We start from the raw sequence: 16,578 nt of genomic DNA, 5'->3' as shown, positions 1-16,578 counted from the left end.
GCAAGCCAGCTCCCACAGGTACTCCACAAACCTCAAGGCCTGTGGTGTACCTGTGGGAGCTGGCTTGCCGGCGATAGGGCCATTACTGACAGCCCGAATCTTCAGCCATGCAATGTTGCATAGACAACCTTGCACAATAGTGGATGTTCCTGAGCGCACACTCCGGGTATGCTCAGGTCTGCCTTTTCGAACTGTCCTGATCCAAGGAGCTGCACGCTGTGTTCAAACATGTCGATGCCTATGCCGGCGACCCGATCCTCTCGCTGATGGAAACCTTCAAGGCCGACCCGCGCGCCGACAAGGTCAACCTGAGTATCGGCCTGTATTACGATGAGGCTGGCGTAGTGCCGCAACTGGCGGCTGTGGATGCGGTGGAAAAACGCATTGCCGGCCAGGACCACGAAGCGTCCCTTTACCTGCCGATGGAAGGCCTGGCCAGCTACCGCCAGGCGATCCAGGCGCTGCTGTTCGGTGCCGATCACCCGGCCGTGATCGGCGGTCGCGTGGCCACCGTACAGACTGTGGGTGGCTCCGGCGCCCTGAAAGTCGGTGCCGACTTCCTCAAGCGCTACTTCCCGCAGGCTGAAGTCTGGGTCAGCAATCCGACCTGGGACAACCACCGCGCCATCTTCGAAGGTGCCGGCTTCAAGGTGCACACCTACCCGTACTTTGACCAGGCCACCCGTGGCGTGGACTTCGACGGCATGCTGGCCACCCTGCAGACCCTGCCGGCCAACAGCGTGGTACTGCTGCACCCGTGCTGCCACAACCCCACCGGTGCCGACCTTACGCAAAACCAGTGGCAACAAGTGGTCGAAGTGGTCAAGGCACGCCAGCTGATCCCGTTCCTCGACATCGCCTATCAGGGCTTCGCCGAAGGCCTGGTGGAAGACGCCTACGCCATCCGCGAAATGGCCCGCGCCGGCGTGCCGTGCCTGGTCAGCAACTCGTTCTCGAAAATCTTCTCGCTGTACGGTGAGCGGGTAGGGGGCCTGTCGGTGGTCTGCGACGATGACGCCACTGCCCAGAGCGTGCTTGGCCAGCTCAAGGCGACCGTGCGCCGCAACTACTCCAGCCCGCCCAACTTTGGCGCCCAGCTGGTTGCAGGCGTGCTGAGCGATGCCGCCCTCAATGCCCAGTGGGCCGAGGAAGTCGAAGTGATGCGCAAGCGTATCCTCGACATGCGTCAGGCGCTGGTCGATGCCCTGGCCGTGCTGCTGCCAGGCCAGGACTTCCAGTTCTTCCTGCGCCAGCGTGGCATGTTCAGCTACACCGGCTTCAGCGTCGAGCAAGTGCGCCGCCTGCGTGACGAGTTTGGCGTGTACCTGATCGACAGCGGCCGCGTGTGCATGTCCGGCCTGCGCCCGGCCAACCTGCAACAGGTTGCCGAAGCTTTCGCTGCCGTTCAGAAGTAACACCTCAAGGGGCCCTGCGCGGCCCCTTCCTGTGGGGGCGGCCGCTCCCACAATTATCTCCTTTGCCTACCGGTGTAGCCCGCTTGTAAAGACAAGTGCAACCGCCCCTCGGAAAAGGGCTTCGCAAGTGCAACCTTTCCGTGCACAATCGCGCCCCTCTTTTCCGGTTGAGTTGGGCGAAGGCACTGTTTCGCCATTCTCAGCCTGTTACAGTCTTGCGAGTGGAGCTTCACCCGGAATGAATGAGCAGGCCCCAAGCGTTGAACAACGCTTTGTAGAATCGACCCCCGCCACCCTCGGCAGCTGGGCGCGTCACGACACCACCTGGATGCTGGGCCTGTTCGGCACAGCCATTGGCGCCGGAACCTTGTTCCTGCCCATCAACGCCGGCCTCGGTGGCTTCTGGCCGCTGATGATCCTCGCCGTTCTGGCGTTCCCGATGACCTATTTCGCCCACCGCGGGTTGACCCGTTTCGTGCTCTCCGGGCGCAATGGCGGCGACATCACCGAGGTGGTCAAGGAGCACTTCGGCAGCACCGCCGGTGCTTCGATCACCGTGCTGTACTTCTTCGCGATCTTCCCGATCCTGCTTATCTATAGCGTGGCGCTGACCAACACTGTGTCCAGCTTCATCGAGCACCAGCTGCACATGGCGCCGCCACCGCGGGCCATCCTGTCGTTTGTGCTGATCCTCGGCCTGCTGGCCATCGTGCGCTGCGGCGAGCAGGCCACGGTCAAGGTCATGAGCTTGCTGGTGTACCCGTTCATCGTCGCCCTGGCGCTGCTGGGCCTGTACCTGGTACCGCACTGGACCGGTGGCATCCTCGACAGCGCCACCCAGGTGCCGCCGGCCTCGGCCTTCCTGCACACCCTGTGGCTGGCCATTCCGGTAATGGTGTTTTCGTTCAACCATTCGCCGATCATCTCGGCCTTTGCCGTCGACCAGAAACGCCGCTACGGCGAGCATGCCGACGAGCGCAGCGGCCAGATCCTGCGCCGCGCCCACCTGCTGATGGTGGTGATGGTGCTGTTCTTCGTGTTCAGCTGCGTGCTCACCCTGAGCAGCGCCCAACTGGCCGAAGCCAAGGCACAGAACCTGTCGATCCTGTCGTACCTGGCCAACCACTTCAGCAACCCGACCATCGCGTTTGCTGCGCCGCTGATTGCCTTCGTGGCCATTGCCAAGTCGTTCCTGGGCCATTACATCGGTGCCAGCGAAGGCCTGAAGGGTATTATCGCCAAGACCGGCGCACGCCCGGGTGCCAAGACCCTGGACCGCGTGGTAGCCGCGTTGATGCTGGTGGTGTGCTGGATCGTTGCCACCCTCAACCCGAGCATCCTCGGCATGATCGAATCGCTCGGCGGCCCGATCCTCGCGGTGCTGCTGTTCCTGATGCCGATGTACGCCATCCATCGTGTACCGTCCATGCGCAAGTACAGCGGTGCGGCCTCCAACGTGTTCGTTGTGGTGGTCGGCCTGGTTGCGTTGACCTCGGTGGTGTACGGCCTGCTGGGCTGATTCGCTGCTAGAAATAAAGAATGCCCGGGTCGCTTGTCGCAACCTGGGCATTTTTTTGTCCACAAAAATTGTCCGGCAATAGAACAATTTCACCTGCCCCCATAGGCACCCGGCCGCCTTCATGCTTAACTCAGTGTCCTTTTCAAACCCAGCATAAGGATTTCGTCATGGCTCAAGTGACTCTCAAAGGCGGCCCGGTTCAGGTCAAAGGCGAACTGCCAAAAACCGGCGCCCAGGCTCCGGCATTCTCCCTGGTCGGTGAAGGCCTGGCTGACAAGTCGCTGAAGGACTACGCCGGCAAGCGCAAGGTGCTGAACATCTTCCCGAGCGTCGACACCCCAACCTGCGCCACCTCCGTGCGCAAGTTCAACGCCCAGGCCAACGATGTGGCCAACACCGTGGTGCTGTGCATCTCCGCCGACCTGCCATTTGCCCAGGCGCGCTTCTGCGGTGCTGAAGGCCTGGAAAACGTGAAGAACCTGTCGACCCTGCGTGGTCGCGAGTTCCTCGAAAACTATGGCGTTGCAATCGCCGACGGCCCGCTGGCCGGCCTGGCTGCCCGCGCCGTGGTGGTGCTGGACGAGAACGACAACGTGCTGCACAGCGAGCTGGTTGGCGAAATCGCTGACGAGCCTAACTACGATGCAGCGCTGGCTGTACTGAAGTAAGGACTAGTTGGGGCAGGGCGGGCATCTATCCACTGTAACGGCCCTTTCGCGGGCTTGCCCGCTCCCACAGGTACGGCGCAGCGTTATAAGGCTGCGCGCTCACTGTGGGAGCGGGCAAGCCCGCGAAGAGGCCGGCACAGGCAGAAGAAACCTTTTAGCCCGCCACTACTCCAAGCAACACCCTGTAACGGCCCGGAACGCTTTCCGGGCCGTTTTCATTTAAAGTTCAGGCTCTTGGCAACGTCAGCCAAAGGTAAACCTCTGGTAAAGGCCCTTTGCTAAAACGATGCCATTGCTTATCGTTCACCCTCCCCAAGCCGCCATTCCGAACAAGGTTCGTTCAACCCATGCAAGCGTCCAATTCCCGTTCCCCCCGTCGCTGGCTCGTCGGCCTGCTGATCCTGCTGCTGGTGGCTGCACTGGCCTGGTGGCTGTGGCCTGCAGCAACGCCTGCGCATAAAGAAGCCAGCGGCGGGCGTGGTGGCAAGGGCATGGGCATGATGGGCGGCCGCCCGGGCTTCGGCGGTTCCAGCGAAGCGGTGCCGGTGCGCGTCGAACCGGTACGGGTGGGCGACTTCCCGCTGTATTACAAGGCCTTGGGCACGGTCACCGCGACCAACACGGTGAACGTGCGCAGCCGTGTGGCCGGCGAACTGGTGAAGATCCACTTCAAGGAAGGCCAGCAGGTCAAGGCCGGCGAACTGCTCGCCGAAATCGACCCGCGGTCGTACCGCATCGCCTTGCAGCAGGCCGAAGGTACCCTGGCGCAGAACCAGGCGCAGCTGAAAAACGCCCAGGTCGACGTAGCCCGTTACAAAGGCCTGTACGCCGAAGACAGTATCGCCAAGCAAACCCTCGACACCGCCGAAGCGCAGGTAGCGCAGTTCAAGGGGTTGGTCATGACCAACCAGGCGCAGGTCAACGACGCCCGCCTGAACCTCGACTTTACCCAGATTCGCGCACCCATCGCTGGTCGTGTCGGCCTGCGCCAGCTTGACCTGGGCAACCTGGTGGCGGCCAACGACACCACCGCGCTGGTGGTGATTACCCAGACCGAACCGATCAACGTCGCCTTCACCCTGCCGGAAACCGAACTGAGCACCGTGCTGGAACGCTACCGCAGCGGCGCCAGCCTGCCGGTCGAGGCCTGGGACCGCAGTGACAGCAAGCTGCAGTCCACCGGCGTACTGGGCAGCATCGACAACCAGATCGACACCACCACCGGTACCCTCAAGTTCAAGGGCCGTTTCGAGAACAAGGACCTGGCCCTGTTCCCCAACCAGTTCGTCAACGTGCGCCTGCTTGCCGATACCCTCAAGCAGGTGGTCATGGCCCCGGCAGCGGCCATCCAGTTTGGCAATGACGGTACCTTTGCCTATGTGGTAAACGCCGAAAACACGGTGAACGTGCGCAAGCTCAAGGTTGGCGCCAGCGATGGCGAGAACAGCGTAATCCTCGAAGGCCTGAAGGCCGGTGACCGCCTGGTGCTGGAAGGCACCGACCGCCTGCGCGAAGGCACCAAGGTGGAAGTGGTCGAAGACAGCTCGCAAGTGCCGACCACCCCAGGCCAGCACCTGCAAGGCCAGGAAGCCAAAGGTTCGGCACATACCGGCGAAGCACAGCCTGGCAACGCAGCAGGCAAGGCGGGCGCATGAACCTCTCGCGTCTGTTCATCCTGCGGCCGGTCGCCACCACGCTGAGCATGCTGGCCATCGTCCTGGCCGGCCTGATCGCCTACAAGCTGCTGCCGGTATCCGCTTTGCCGCAGGTGGATTACCCGACCATCCGCGTCATGACCCTGTACCCCGGCGCCAGCCCGCAGGTCATGACCAGTGCCGTCACAGCCCCGCTGGAGCGCCAGTTCGGCCAGATGCCGGGCTTGAGCCAGATGGCCTCGACCAGCTCCGGCGGGGCCTCGGTGCTGACCCTGCGCTTCAACCTTGACATGAACATGGACGTTGCCGAGCAACAGGTGCAGGCCGCGATCAACGCCGCCAGCAACCTGCTGCCCAGCGACCTGCCGGCACCGCCGGTGTACAACAAGGTCAACCCGGCCGACACCCCGGTGCTGACCCTGGCCATTTCCAGCAAGACCATGCCGCTGCCCAAGCTCAACGACCTGGTCGATACCCGCGTGGCGCAAAAGCTCGCGCAGATCAGCGGCGTAGGCATGGTCAGCATTGCCGGCGGCCAGCGCCAGGCCGTACGCATCAAGGTCAACGTCGATGCCCTGGCCGCGAACGGCCTGAACCTGGATGACGTGCGCACGCTGATCGGTGCCTCGAACGTCAACCAGCCCAAGGGCAATTTCGATGGCCCCACCCGGGTGTCGATGCTCGATGCCAATGACCAGCTGCGTTCCCCCGAGGAATACGCCAACCTGATCCTGGCCTACACCAACGGTGCGCCGCTGCGTCTGAAAGATGTGGCCGAAATCGTCGATGGTGCAGAAAACGAGCGCCTGGCCGCCTGGGCCAACGAAAACCACGCGGTGCTGCTGAACATCCAGCGCCAGCCAGGCGCCAACGTCATCGAAGTGGTCGACCGCATCAAGGAACTGTTGCCGTCGATCACCGACAACCTGCCGGCGGGCCTCGATGTGTCGGTACTGACCGACCGCACCCAGACCATTCGTGCTGCGGTCAAGGACGTGCAGCACGAACTGCTGATCGCCATCGTCCTGGTGGTGATGGTCACCTTCGTCTTCCTGCGCCGCTTCAGTGCCACCCTCATCCCGTCGATTGCCGTGCCGCTGTCGCTGATCGGCACCTTCGGCGTGATGTACCTGGCCGGTTTCTCGGTGAACAACCTGACGCTGATGGCCCTGACCATTGCCACAGGCTTTGTGGTCGACGACGCCATCGTCATGCTGGAGAACATCTCCCGGCACATCGAAGAGGGCGAGACGCCCATGCAGGCAGCGCTCAAAGGCGCCCGGCAAATCGGCTTCACCCTGATTTCGCTGACCTTCTCGCTGATTGCGGTACTGATCCCGCTGCTGTTCATGGCTGACGTGGTCGGCCGCCTGTTCCGCGAGTTCGCCATCACCCTGGCAGTGGCCATTCTGATTTCCCTGGTGGTGTCGCTGACCCTGACGCCGATGATGTGCGCGCGCCTACTCAAGCGCGAGCCCAAGCAAGAGGAACAAAGCCGCTTCTACCGCGCCAGCGGCGCCTGGATCGACTGGCTGATCAAGCACTACGGCAACGCCCTTCAGTGGGTACTCAAGCACCAGCCGCTGACCCTGCTGGTGGCCGTGGGCAGCCTGGTGCTGACCGTATTCCTGTACATGGTGGTGCCCAAGGGCTTCTTCCCGGTGCAGGACACCGGGGTGATCCAGGGCATTTCCGAAGCGCCGCAGTCCACTTCGTTCGCTGCCATGAGCGAGCGCCAGCAGGCACTGAGCAAGGTGATCCTGCAGGACCCTGCCGTGCAGAGCCTGTCGTCCTACATTGGCGTCGATGGCGACAACGCCACGCTCAACAGCGGCCGCCTGCTGATCAACCTCAAGCCGCACGGCGAGCGCGACGTCACCGCCAGCGAGGTGATCAGCCGCCTGCAGCCGCAAGTCGATCGGCTGGTGGGCATCCGCCTGTTCATGCAGCCGGTGCAGGACCTGAGCATCGAGGACCGGGTCAGCCGTACCCAGTACCAGTTCAGCCTGTCATCGCCGGACGCCGACCTGCTGGCGCAGTGGAGCGGCAAGCTGGTGCAGGCGCTGCAGCAGCGCCCGGAACTGGCCGACGTGGCCAGTGACCTGCAGGACAAGGGCCTGCAGGTGTACCTGGTGATCGACCGTGACATGGCCAGCCGCTTGGGCATCAACGTGTCGCAGATCACCAACGCCCTGTACGACGCCTTCGGCCAGCGGCAAATCTCGACCATCTACACCCAGGCCAGCCAGTACCGCGTGGTGCTGCAGTCCAAAGACGCGGCAGTCATCGGCCCGCAGGCGCTGGAGTCGATCCACGTCAAGGCCGCCGATGGCGGCCAGGTGCGGCTGTCGGCGCTGGCGCGCATCGAGCAGCGCCAGGCCCAGCTGGCCATTTCCCATCTCGGCCAGTTCCCGGCAGTGACCCTGTCGTTCAACCTGGGCCACGGTGCATCGCTGGGCGAGGCGGTGCAGGTGATCGAGCAGGTGCAGAAGGACATCGGCATGCCGCTGGGGGTGCAAACCCGCTTCCAGGGCGCGGCGGAGGCCTTCCAGGCGTCGCTGTCCAGCACCTTGCTGCTGATTCTGGCGGCGGTGGTGACCATGTACATCGTGCTGGGCGTGCTGTACGAAAGCTACATTCACCCGGTGACCATCCTCTCGACTCTGCCGTCGGCGGCGGTGGGGGCCTTGCTGGCCTTGCTTATAAGCGGCAACGACCTGGGCATGATTGCCATCATCGGCATCATCCTGCTGATCGGTATCGTCAAGAAGAACGCGATCATGATGATCGACTTCGCCCTCGAGGCCGAGCGCCACCAGGGCATGAGCCCGCGCGATGCGATCTACCAGGCGGCGCTGCTGCGCTTCCGGCCGATCCTGATGACCACGTTGGCCGCGCTGTTCGGTGCGGTGCCGCTGATGCTCGCCACCGGCTCCGGCGCCGAGCTGCGCCAGCCGCTGGGCCTGGTGATGGTCGGCGGGTTGCTGGTCAGCCAGGTGCTGACACTGTTCACCACCCCGGTCATCTACCTGTACTTCGACCGCCTGGCCCGCCGCTGGCGCCCGGCCACTGACGTGAAGCAGGCCGAGGCATGAACCTGTCCGGTCCTTTTATCCGGCGCCCGGTAGCGACCATGCTGCTGAGCCTGGCGATCATGCTGCTGGGCGGGGTCAGCTTCGGCCTTTTGCCCGTGTCACCGCTGCCACAGATGGACTTCCCGGTCATCGTGGTATCGGCCAACCTGTCCGGCGCCAGCCCCGAGGTCATGGCCTCCACCGTGGCCACGCCACTGGAGCGCAAGCTGGGCAGCATCGCCGGCGTGACCACGTTGACCAGCAGCTCCAACCAGGGCTCCACGCGGGTCATCATCGGCTTCGAGATGGGCCGCGACATCGACGGCGCGGCGCGCGAGGTGCAGGCAGCGATCAACGCCACCCGTAACCTGCTGCCCAGCGGCATGCGCAGCATGCCCACTTACAAGAAGATCAACCCGTCGCAAGCACCGATCATGGTGCTGTCGCTGACGTCGGACGTGTTGCAGAAAGGCCAGCTGTACGACCTGGCCGACACCATCCTGTCGCAGAGCCTGGCCCAGGTATCGGGGGTAGGCGAGGTGCAGATCGGCGGCAGTTCGCTGCCGGCAGTGCGCATTGCTGTCGAGCCGCAATTGCTCAACCAGTACGGCGTGTCGCTGGACGATGTGCGCACTGCCGTGGCCAACGCCAACCAGCGCCGGCCCATGGGCTTTGTCGAGGACGCCGAGCGCAACTGGCAGGTGAGGGCCAACGACCAGTTGGAAAGCGCCAAGGATTACGAGCCGGTGGTGATCCGCCAGCAGAACGGCACCATCCTGCGCCTGTCCGACGTGGCGACCATTACCGATGGTGTGGAGAACCGCTACAACAGTGGTTTCTTCAATGACCAGAGCGCAGTGCTGCTGGTGGTCAACCGCCAGACCGGTGCCAACATCATCGAAACGGTCGACCAGATCAAGGCACAGTTGCCAGCCCTGCAGTCGTTGCTGCCGGCCAATGTGCAACTGAACGTGGCAATGGACCGCTCGCCGGTGATCAAGGCCACCCTCAAGGAGGCCGAACACACCCTGCTGATCGCTGTGGTGCTGGTGATCCTGGTGGTGTACCTGTTCCTCGGCAGCCTGCGCGCCTCGTTGATCCCCAGCCTGGCAGTGCCAGTGTCGCTGGTGGGCACTTTCGCGGTCATGTACCTGTGCGGCTTCTCGCTCAACAACCTGTCGCTGATGGCCTTGATCCTCGCCACTGGCCTGGTGGTGGACGACGCCATCGTGGTGCTGGAGAACATCTCGCGGCACATCGAGGACGGCCAGCCGCCGATGAAGGCGGCTTTCCTGGGGGCCAAGGAAGTGGGCTTCACCTTGTTGTCGATGAACGTGTCGCTGGTGGCGGTATTCGTCTCCATCCTGTTCATGGGCGGCATCGTGCGCAACCTGTTCCAGGAGTTCTCGATCACACTGGCGGCGGCGATCATCGTGTCGCTGGTGGTATCGCTTACCCTCACGCCGATGCTGTGTGCCCGCTGGCTCAAACCACACCAGGCCGAGCAGACCCGCGTGCAGCGCTGGAGCGACAAAGTGCACCAGCGCATGGTCAACGCCTATGACCGTAGCCTGGGCTGGGTCCTGCGCCACAAGCGCCTGACCCTGCTCAGCCTGCTGGCGACCATTGGTATCAACATCGCCCTCTACGTGGTGGTGCCCAAGACGCTGATGCCGCAGCAGGACACCGGCCAGCTGATGGGCTTCATCCGCGGTGACGATGGCCTGTCGTTCAGCGTGATGCAGCCGAAAATGGAAATCTACCGCCGCGCCTTGCTGGCCGACCCGGCAGTGCAGAGCGTTGCCGGGTTCATCGGAGGCAACAGCGGCACCAACAACGCCATGGTGCTGGTGCGCCTGAAGCCGATCAACGAGCGCAAGATCGACGCGCAGAAGGTGATCGAGCGCCTGCGCAAGGAAATGCCCAAAGTGCCCGGAGGTCGGCTGTTCCTGATGGCCGACCAGGACCTGCAACTGGGTGGCGGTGGGCGTGACCAGAGCTCGTCGCAGTACCTGTATACCCTGCAGAGCGGCGACCTGGCGGCATTGCGCCAGTGGTTCCCCAAGGTGGTTGCGGCGCTGCGTGCACTGCCGGAGCTGACCGCCATCGACGCCCGTGACGGTTCCGGTACCCAGCAGGTGACACTGGTGGTCGACCGTGACCAGGCCAAGCGCCTGGGCATCGATATGGACATGGTCACCTCGGTGTTGAACAACGCCTACAGCCAGCGTCAGATTTCCACCATCTACGACAGCCTCAACCAGTACCAGGTGGTGCTGGAGATCAACCCCAAATACGCCTGGGACCCGAGCACGCTGGAGCAGGTGCAAGTGATTACTGCCGACGGCGCCCGTGTACCGCTGTCGACCATCGCCCACTATGAAAACAGCCTGGCCAACGACCGGGTCAGCCACGAAGGCCAGTTCGCCTCGGAAGACATCGCCTTTGACGTTGCCGAAGGCTACAGCCCCGACCAGGCCATGGCGGCGCTTGAACGTGCGGTGGCCAAGCTGGGCCTGCCCGAGGACGTGATCGCCAAGCTGGGCGGTACGGCCGATGCCTTTGCCAAGACTCAGGAAGGCCAGCCGTTCATGATTCTTGGCGCGTTGGTGTTGGTCTATCTGGTGCTGGGCATTCTTTATGAAAGCTACATCCACCCGCTGACCATTCTCTCGACACTGCCTTCGGCAGGCGTCGGTGCCTTGCTGACCCTTTACGTTACCGGTGGCGAATTCAGCCTGATCTCGCTACTGGGGCTGTTCCTGCTGATCGGTGTGGTGAAGAAGAACGCCATTTTGATGATCGACCTGGCCTTGCAGCTGGAGCGCCATCAGGGCATGTCGCCGGAAGAGTCGATCCGCCGGGCCTGCCTGCTGCGCCTGCGACCAATCTTGATGACCACCCTGGCCGCCATCCTTGGCGCCTTGCCGCTGCTGCTGAGCCATGCCGAAGGTGCGGAAATGCGCCAGCCGCTGGGCCTGACCATCATCGGTGGCCTGGTGTTCAGCCAGGTCCTCACCCTTTACACGACGCCGGTTGTCTACCTGTACCTGGACCGCCTGCGCCACCGTTTCAACCGTTGGCGCGGCGTGCGCACCGACGCCGCCCTGGAAACCCCGCTATGACTTTTGCCCAGACCCCACTTCACCGTGCGCTGCAAGCGCTGACCCGTGGGCGTGGCTCGCGCCTGCTCGGCGCCGGGTTGTGCGTGGCCTTGCTCAGCGCCTGTACCCTGAGCCCGGACTACCACCGCCCCGAGCTGAACAGCCCGGCGGCGCAGTTCAAGCACGCCGAAGGCTGGAGCCAGGCCACGCCGTCAGATGCCATCGCCCGCGGCGCCTGGTGGGAAATCTACGGCGATGCCGGGCTGAATGCGCTGGTTGAAGAACTGAACCGCAGCAACCAGACGGTGGCGCAGTCAGAAGCCCAGTACCGCCAGGCCCAGGCGCTGGTGCGCAGCAGCCGTGCGGCGCTGTTCCCCAGCCTGGACCTGAGCGCCGGCAAGAACCGCTCTGCCCAGGGTACCGGCAGCTCCAGTTCCAGCTTGTCCAATAACAGCAGTGGCATTCGCAACACCTACAACGCCCAGCTCGGTGTGAGCTGGGAGATCGACTTGTGGGGCAAGCTGCGCGAAACCATGAATGCCAATGAGGCCAGTGCCGAAGCCAGCCTCGCCGACCTCGCGTCGATCCGCTTGAGCCAGCAATCGGAGCTGGTGCAGAACTACCTGCAATTGCGGGTTATCGATGAGCAGAAGCGTCTGCTGGAAGCCACCGTGGCGGCCTATGAGCGCTCGTTGCGAATGACCGAAAACCAGTACCGCGCTGGTGTCTCTGGCCCGGATGCCGTGGCACAGGCGCGTACCCAGCTGAAGAGCACCCAGGCGGATTTGATCGACCTGATCTGGCAGCGTGCGCAATTCGAAAACGCCATTGCCGTGCTGCTGGGCAAGACCCCGGCCGACTTTGCCCTGGCTGACAGCAAGGCCATTCCGGCGTTGCCGCAAATTCCGGTTTCGCTGCCTTCGCAGCTGCTGGAGCGTCGGCCGGACATCGCAGCTGCCGAACGCAACGTGATGGCGGCCAACGCCAATATCGGCGTGTCGCGGGCAGCGTACTTCCCTGACCTCAGCCTGAGCATGAGTGGTGGTTATTCCAGCAGCAGTTTCAGCAACTGGATCGAGCTGCCCAACCGCTACTGGTCGGTAGGCCCGCAGCTGGCGCTGACCCTGTTCGACGCCGGCAAGCGCAGCGCCGAGGTGGACCGCACGGTGGCGGTGTATGACCAGACCGTGGCGCAGTACCGCCAGACCGTGCTGGACGGTTTCAAGGAAGTGGAAAACCTGCTGGTGCAGTTGAAGGTGTATGGCGATGAAGCGGTGGTGCGCCAGGAAGCGCTGGACGCCGCCCGCGAGTCGCTGCGCCTGACCGAGAACCAGTACCGCGCGGGGCTGATTGGCTACCTGGACGTGGTCAACGTGCAGACCACGGCGCTGAGCAACGAGCGCAGCGTGTTGAACCTGCTGCAAGGGCGCCTGGTGGCCAGTGTGCAACTGGTTGCCGCGCTGGGCGGCGGCTGGGATGCCGAACAAGCCTTTGCCGAGCAGGACTAAAGTAAACGCCCGCTTTTGTGGGAGCGGCCTTGTGTCGCGAAAGGGCCGCGAAGCGGCCCCAGATTATCCGCACAAACATCAATATTGCCGGGGCTGCTTCGCAGCCCTTTCCGACCGGTCCGGCGCCCCGGCAAGGCCGCTCCCACAAAGTACGCCACAGATCTGCTTAGGGCTTGCATTGGATCCATTCCCATTCGCAAAAACCCCGTGCGTTTCGCCTAAGCTTGAGTACAATTGTCAGCTTTTGCCGGGCCCCCTGTCCCGTCGCTGGAATTCCCAATGCTGACCGGTAGCTACTCCTCTTCGCTGGTGTTGATTTCGCTGTGCGTGGCGATTCTGGCGTCCTATACCGCCCTTGACCTGACCGGCCGCATTGCCACCGCCAAGGGGCGGGCGTCGTACTTGTGGATGGGAGGTGGCGCACTGGCCATGGGCATCGGCGTGTGGTCGATGCACTTCATCGGCATGCTCGCTTTCAGCCTACCCATCGACCTGGGCTATGACCTGGCGCTTACCGCGTTCTCGCTGCTGATCGCCGTGCTGTCCTCGGGTTTTGCCCTGTGGCTGGTGAGCCAGCCGAGCTTGCCGTGCCTGCAACTGGGTTTTGGCGCGCTGATCATGGGCGCCGGCATTGCCTGCATGCACTACACCGGCATGGCTGCGCTGCGCATGTTGCCGGGCATCGACTACGACCCGACGCTGTTCGGTGCCTCGCTGCTGATTGCCGTGGGCGCTTCGGCGGCGGCGTTGTGGATCGCCTTCCGCCTGCGCAAGCACACCCCCTATGTGCGGCAGATCCGCGGCCTGGCGGCGGTGGTGATGGGCATTGCCATCGTGGGCATGCACTACACCGGCATGGCGGCGGCGAATTTCCCTGAGGGGAGCTTTTGCGGTGCACTGGGCGGCGGGCTGCAGGGCGACGGCCTGGTCTACCTGGTGCTGATCACCACCCTGGCAGTGCTGGCGGTGGCCTTGCTGACCTCGGTACTGGACGCCCGCCTGGAGGCGCGCACCGCCGAGCTGGCCCGTTCGCTGACACTGGCCAACCAGGAACTGACCCAGCTGGCCCTGCACGACACCCTCACTGACTTGCCCAACCGCACCTTGCTGGCCGACCGCATCGAGCAGGCCATCGCCAAGGTAGCGGAGCAGGGCGGCTGTTTTGCCCTGATGTTCATCGACCTGGACGGCTTCAAGCCGGTCAACGATGCATTTGGCCACCATATCGGCGACCTGCTGCTCAAGGCAGTGGCGTCCCGCCTGCGCGGTCACCTGCACAGCCAGGACACCCTGGCGCGTATCGGTGGCGACGAATTCGTGCTGTTGGTAGAGCTGCAAGAGCCCGACGATGCCATGGACGTGGCGGTCAAGCAGGTGAACCTGGTGTCACGGCCATTCCGCGTGGCCGAGCATGACCTGCAGTTGTCGGCGAGCCTGGGCATCGTCCTGTACCCCGGCAACGGCCAGGACCAGCACGAGCTGCTGCGCAATGCCGATGCCGCCATGTACCACGCCAAAAGCGCTGGCAAGAACGGCTATAGCTTCTTTGATGTGTCGATGAACAGCAACGCACGCCAGCAGTTGCAACTGCTGCAGGACCTGCGCCAGGCCCTGGAGCAACGCCAGTTCCGTTTGCATTACCAGCCCAAGTTCGACGCCCAGGCCTGCCTGCCGATTGGTGCCGAGGCGTTGTTGCGTTGGGAACACCCGCAGCACGGCCTGTTGCTGCCCGACCGCTTCATCGGCCTGGCGGAAAAGACCGGCCTGATCATCCCGATCGGTGAGTGGGTGCTTGACGAAGCTTGCCGGCAGATGCGGCATTGGCTGGATCAGGGGCACGCGGGCTGGCGCATGGCGGTGAACCTGTCGGCCATCCAGTTCTGCCATGCCGGGCTGGTCGAGAGCGTGGCCCGCGCACTGGAGGAGAACGGGCTGCCGGCCAACTGCCTGACCCTGGAAATTACCGAAACCACGGCCATGCACGACGCCGATGCCAGCCTGACCGTGCTGCAACGCCTGTCCGACATGGGCGTGGACCTGTCCATCGATGATTTTGGCACCGGCTACTCCAGCCTGATGTACCTCAAGCGCCTGCCGGCCAACGAGCTGAAAATCGACCGTGGCTTCGTGCGTGACCTTGAGCAAGACAGTGACGATGCAGCGATTGTCTCGGCAATCGTGGCATTGGGCCAGGCGCTGGGCCTGCGCATCGTTGCCGAAGGGGTGGAGACCGACAAGCAGCAAGACTTCCTGACCCGTCTGGGTTGTGATTCGCTGCAAGGTTACCTGCTGGGGCAGCCGGTACCGGCCGAGCAGTTCATGGACAAGTTGCAGGGCTTGCGCCAGGAGAGCGCCGCAGGCTAGACAGCGTTGCGCAAGGTGAAGGCGGGTATGAAAGCGTCCATTTCCGCTTCGACGGCTTCGATGATGCGCTCCACATCGGCTGCAGCCATGATTGCGGCACACGGTATGCCGGCGATGGCCATCAGGGTTTCGCCGGTGGCGCGGTCGAACAGCCGCGCGATCATGCTGCGGGGCGCATCCATGGTGGCTTCGAAACCCAATGGGTGGAAATGCCAGCGCATCACCTGGCAGGCGTTGGGGAACGTCATCTTGTTCATGCCTGCCTCCTTGTCCGTGCCTGGACATGGTGAATAGCCCGCCACACAGATGGCGGCTGCCGGGAATGTAAAGATAGCAGCTGTCACGGGCGATTCTCGGCTGCCAACATGACAAATGTGCCAATCCATGACAGCGGTCACATCCGGGTCACCCTACCGATGAGGCGGCTGCTTTCAGGCAAACGTTTACCTCGCACGATCACGCCCGTTATCCGCTTCAATCAGGTAGATCTCATGGCTTTTCGGCGAAGCGTTTTTCGGACGAGCGGCGCGCTCACCCAAGCAGCCCGGCCGCGATGTTGATGGTGAACCCCAGGATCGCTGTATTGAACACGAAACCCACCAGAGAATGTGCCAGCACTACCCGCCGCAGTTGCCTGCCGGCCACGCCTACGTCCGAGGTTTGCACGGCCACGCTGATGGTGAACGAGAAGTAGTGAAAGTCCCAATAGTCCGGGTTGCGCTCGCCGTCGGCGAAACGCAGGGGAGGTTCATGGTTTTGCCCGGTATAGAACAGGCGGGCGTAATGCAGGCTGAAGATGCAGCCGATCAACAGCCAGGAGCCCGCCACGGTCAGGCCGGTGTAGAGGTAGTGCAGGGCCAGTGCCGTGCCCTCCAGGCCTTTGCTGGACACCAGTTGCAGGGTGACCGCGGCAAGGCTGGCGATGGCGGCGATGCACACGGTGAGCAGGACCAGGCCTGCGTTTTCGTCTTCGACGCGGGCAACCTTGCGGACCTTTTCCGGGCTGGCGTCCCAGGTGAGGTACATCACCAGCAGCAGGTACAGCCATACGCCGAGGTTCCAGCCGGCGAGTATGTGCTGCACGGTGTCACCGGCGGGGATCAGCCAGGCGCCGACAAGGCCGACTGCGGCTGCGAGGGTCAGGCGGGGGTGGGTACGGGTCAGACGGTGGAAAGCCATGGGGCCTCATTTACTGTGGGTGTGGCTACAACTCTAGACCGTTCCGGCCTGAGTACGGGTTCACACGTTCTTTGTGGGAGCGGCCTTGCCGG

General features: G+C 63.4%; 10 protein-coding genes. 8 read left to right on the top strand and 2 right to left on the bottom strand.

What is annotated here, in order from left to right; translation table 11 throughout:
• Nucleotides 1-218: 218 nt before the first annotated feature.
• From AK81_RS02735 to AK81_RS02700, 8 genes are all read left to right on the top strand, one after another.
• Nucleotides 219-1,415, top strand: a complete 1,197-nt coding sequence (locus AK81_RS02735; protein ID WP_043196616.1) for an aromatic amino acid transaminase — start codon at nt 219-221, stop codon at nt 1,413-1,415.
• A 238-nt stretch (nt 1,416-1,653) separates the two neighbouring features.
• A complete protein-coding gene (locus AK81_RS02730; RefSeq protein ID WP_043196614.1) occupies nt 1,654-2,934 on the top strand; it encodes a serine/threonine transporter in 1,281 nt (426 codons plus the stop codon).
• 167 nt (nt 2,935-3,101) lie between these two features.
• Nucleotides 3,102-3,602, top strand: a complete 501-nt coding sequence (gene tpx / locus AK81_RS02725) for a thiol peroxidase (RefSeq protein WP_043196613.1) — start codon at nt 3,102-3,104, stop codon at nt 3,600-3,602.
• Between the two features lie 347 nt (nt 3,603-3,949).
• The gene (locus AK81_RS02720; protein WP_043196611.1) at nt 3,950-5,257 is read left to right on the top strand and encodes an MdtA/MuxA family multidrug efflux RND transporter periplasmic adaptor subunit; all 1,308 of its coding nucleotides are present in this window, start codon (nt 3,950-3,952) and stop codon (nt 5,255-5,257) included.
• Nucleotides 5,254-8,352 carry an MdtB/MuxB family multidrug efflux RND transporter permease subunit gene (locus tag AK81_RS02715; RefSeq protein ID WP_043196610.1) on the top strand — a complete coding sequence of 1,033 codons (3,099 nt, stop codon included), beginning with the start codon at nt 5,254-5,256 and terminating at the stop codon, nt 8,350-8,352. The genes AK81_RS02720 and AK81_RS02715 overlap by 4 nt, the downstream gene beginning before the upstream one ends.
• Nucleotides 8,349-11,456 (top strand): efflux RND transporter permease subunit, encoded by a 3,108-nt coding sequence (locus AK81_RS02710; protein ID WP_043196608.1) that lies wholly within the window; start codon nt 8,349-8,351, stop codon nt 11,454-11,456. Before AK81_RS02715 ends, AK81_RS02710 begins: the two co-directional genes overlap by 4 nt.
• Nucleotides 11,453-12,943, top strand: coding sequence for an efflux transporter outer membrane subunit (locus tag AK81_RS02705; RefSeq protein ID WP_043196606.1), 1,491 nt, complete (start codon nt 11,453-11,455; stop codon nt 12,941-12,943). The genes AK81_RS02710 and AK81_RS02705 overlap by 4 nt, the downstream gene beginning before the upstream one ends.
• 279 nt (nt 12,944-13,222) lie before the next feature.
• Complete coding sequence (locus AK81_RS02700; RefSeq protein ID WP_043196605.1) at nt 13,223-15,307, top strand: putative bifunctional diguanylate cyclase/phosphodiesterase; 2,085 nt, start codon at nt 13,223-13,225, stop codon at nt 15,305-15,307.
• Here AK81_RS02700 and AK81_RS02695 read toward each other — a convergent pair.
• Nucleotides 15,304-15,564 carry a DUF1652 domain-containing protein gene (locus AK81_RS02695; protein ID WP_016499326.1) on the bottom strand — a complete coding sequence of 87 codons (261 nt, stop codon included), beginning with the start codon at nt 15,562-15,564 and terminating at the stop codon, nt 15,304-15,306. The genes AK81_RS02700 and AK81_RS02695 overlap by 4 nt on opposite strands.
• Before the next feature lie 274 nt (nt 15,565-15,838).
• Nucleotides 15,839-16,486, bottom strand: coding sequence for a DUF1345 domain-containing protein (locus AK81_RS02690; RefSeq protein ID WP_043196604.1), 648 nt, complete (start codon nt 16,484-16,486; stop codon nt 15,839-15,841).
• Between the last annotated feature and the right edge of the window lie 92 nt (nt 16,487-16,578).

Origin of the sequence: Pseudomonas putida W15Oct28, assembly GCF_000708715.2 — a bacterium.
GTDB lineage: Bacteria > Pseudomonadota > Gammaproteobacteria > Pseudomonadales > Pseudomonadaceae > Aquipseudomonas > Aquipseudomonas putida_R.
The sequence above is the reverse complement of the archived record's forward strand: the minus strand, read 5'-3'. Positions and strand labels throughout refer to the sequence as shown.

Bases quoted from the DNA above. Each gene is read 5' to 3' on its own strand.
- AK81_RS02730 (WP_043196614.1), top strand. From the start codon at position 1,654: ATGAATGAGCAGGCCCCAAGCGTTGAACAACGCTTTGTAGAATCGACC.
- tpx (WP_043196613.1), top strand. From the start codon at position 3,102: ATGGCTCAAGTGACTCTCAAAGGCGGCCCGGTTCAGGTCAAAGGCGAA.
- AK81_RS02720 (WP_043196611.1), top strand. From the start codon at position 3,950: ATGCAAGCGTCCAATTCCCGTTCCCCCCGTCGCTGGCTCGTCGGCCTG.
- AK81_RS02715 (WP_043196610.1), top strand. From the start codon at position 5,254: ATGAACCTCTCGCGTCTGTTCATCCTGCGGCCGGTCGCCACCACGCTG.
- AK81_RS02710 (WP_043196608.1), top strand. From the start codon at position 8,349: ATGAACCTGTCCGGTCCTTTTATCCGGCGCCCGGTAGCGACCATGCTG.
- AK81_RS02705 (WP_043196606.1), top strand. From the start codon at position 11,453: ATGACTTTTGCCCAGACCCCACTTCACCGTGCGCTGCAAGCGCTGACC.
- AK81_RS02700 (WP_043196605.1), top strand. From the start codon at position 13,223: ATGCTGACCGGTAGCTACTCCTCTTCGCTGGTGTTGATTTCGCTGTGC.
- AK81_RS02695 (WP_016499326.1), bottom strand. From the start codon at position 15,564: ATGAACAAGATGACGTTCCCCAACGCCTGCCAGGTGATGCGCTGGCAT.
- AK81_RS02690 (WP_043196604.1), bottom strand. From the start codon at position 16,486: ATGGCTTTCCACCGTCTGACCCGTACCCACCCCCGCCTGACCCTCGCA.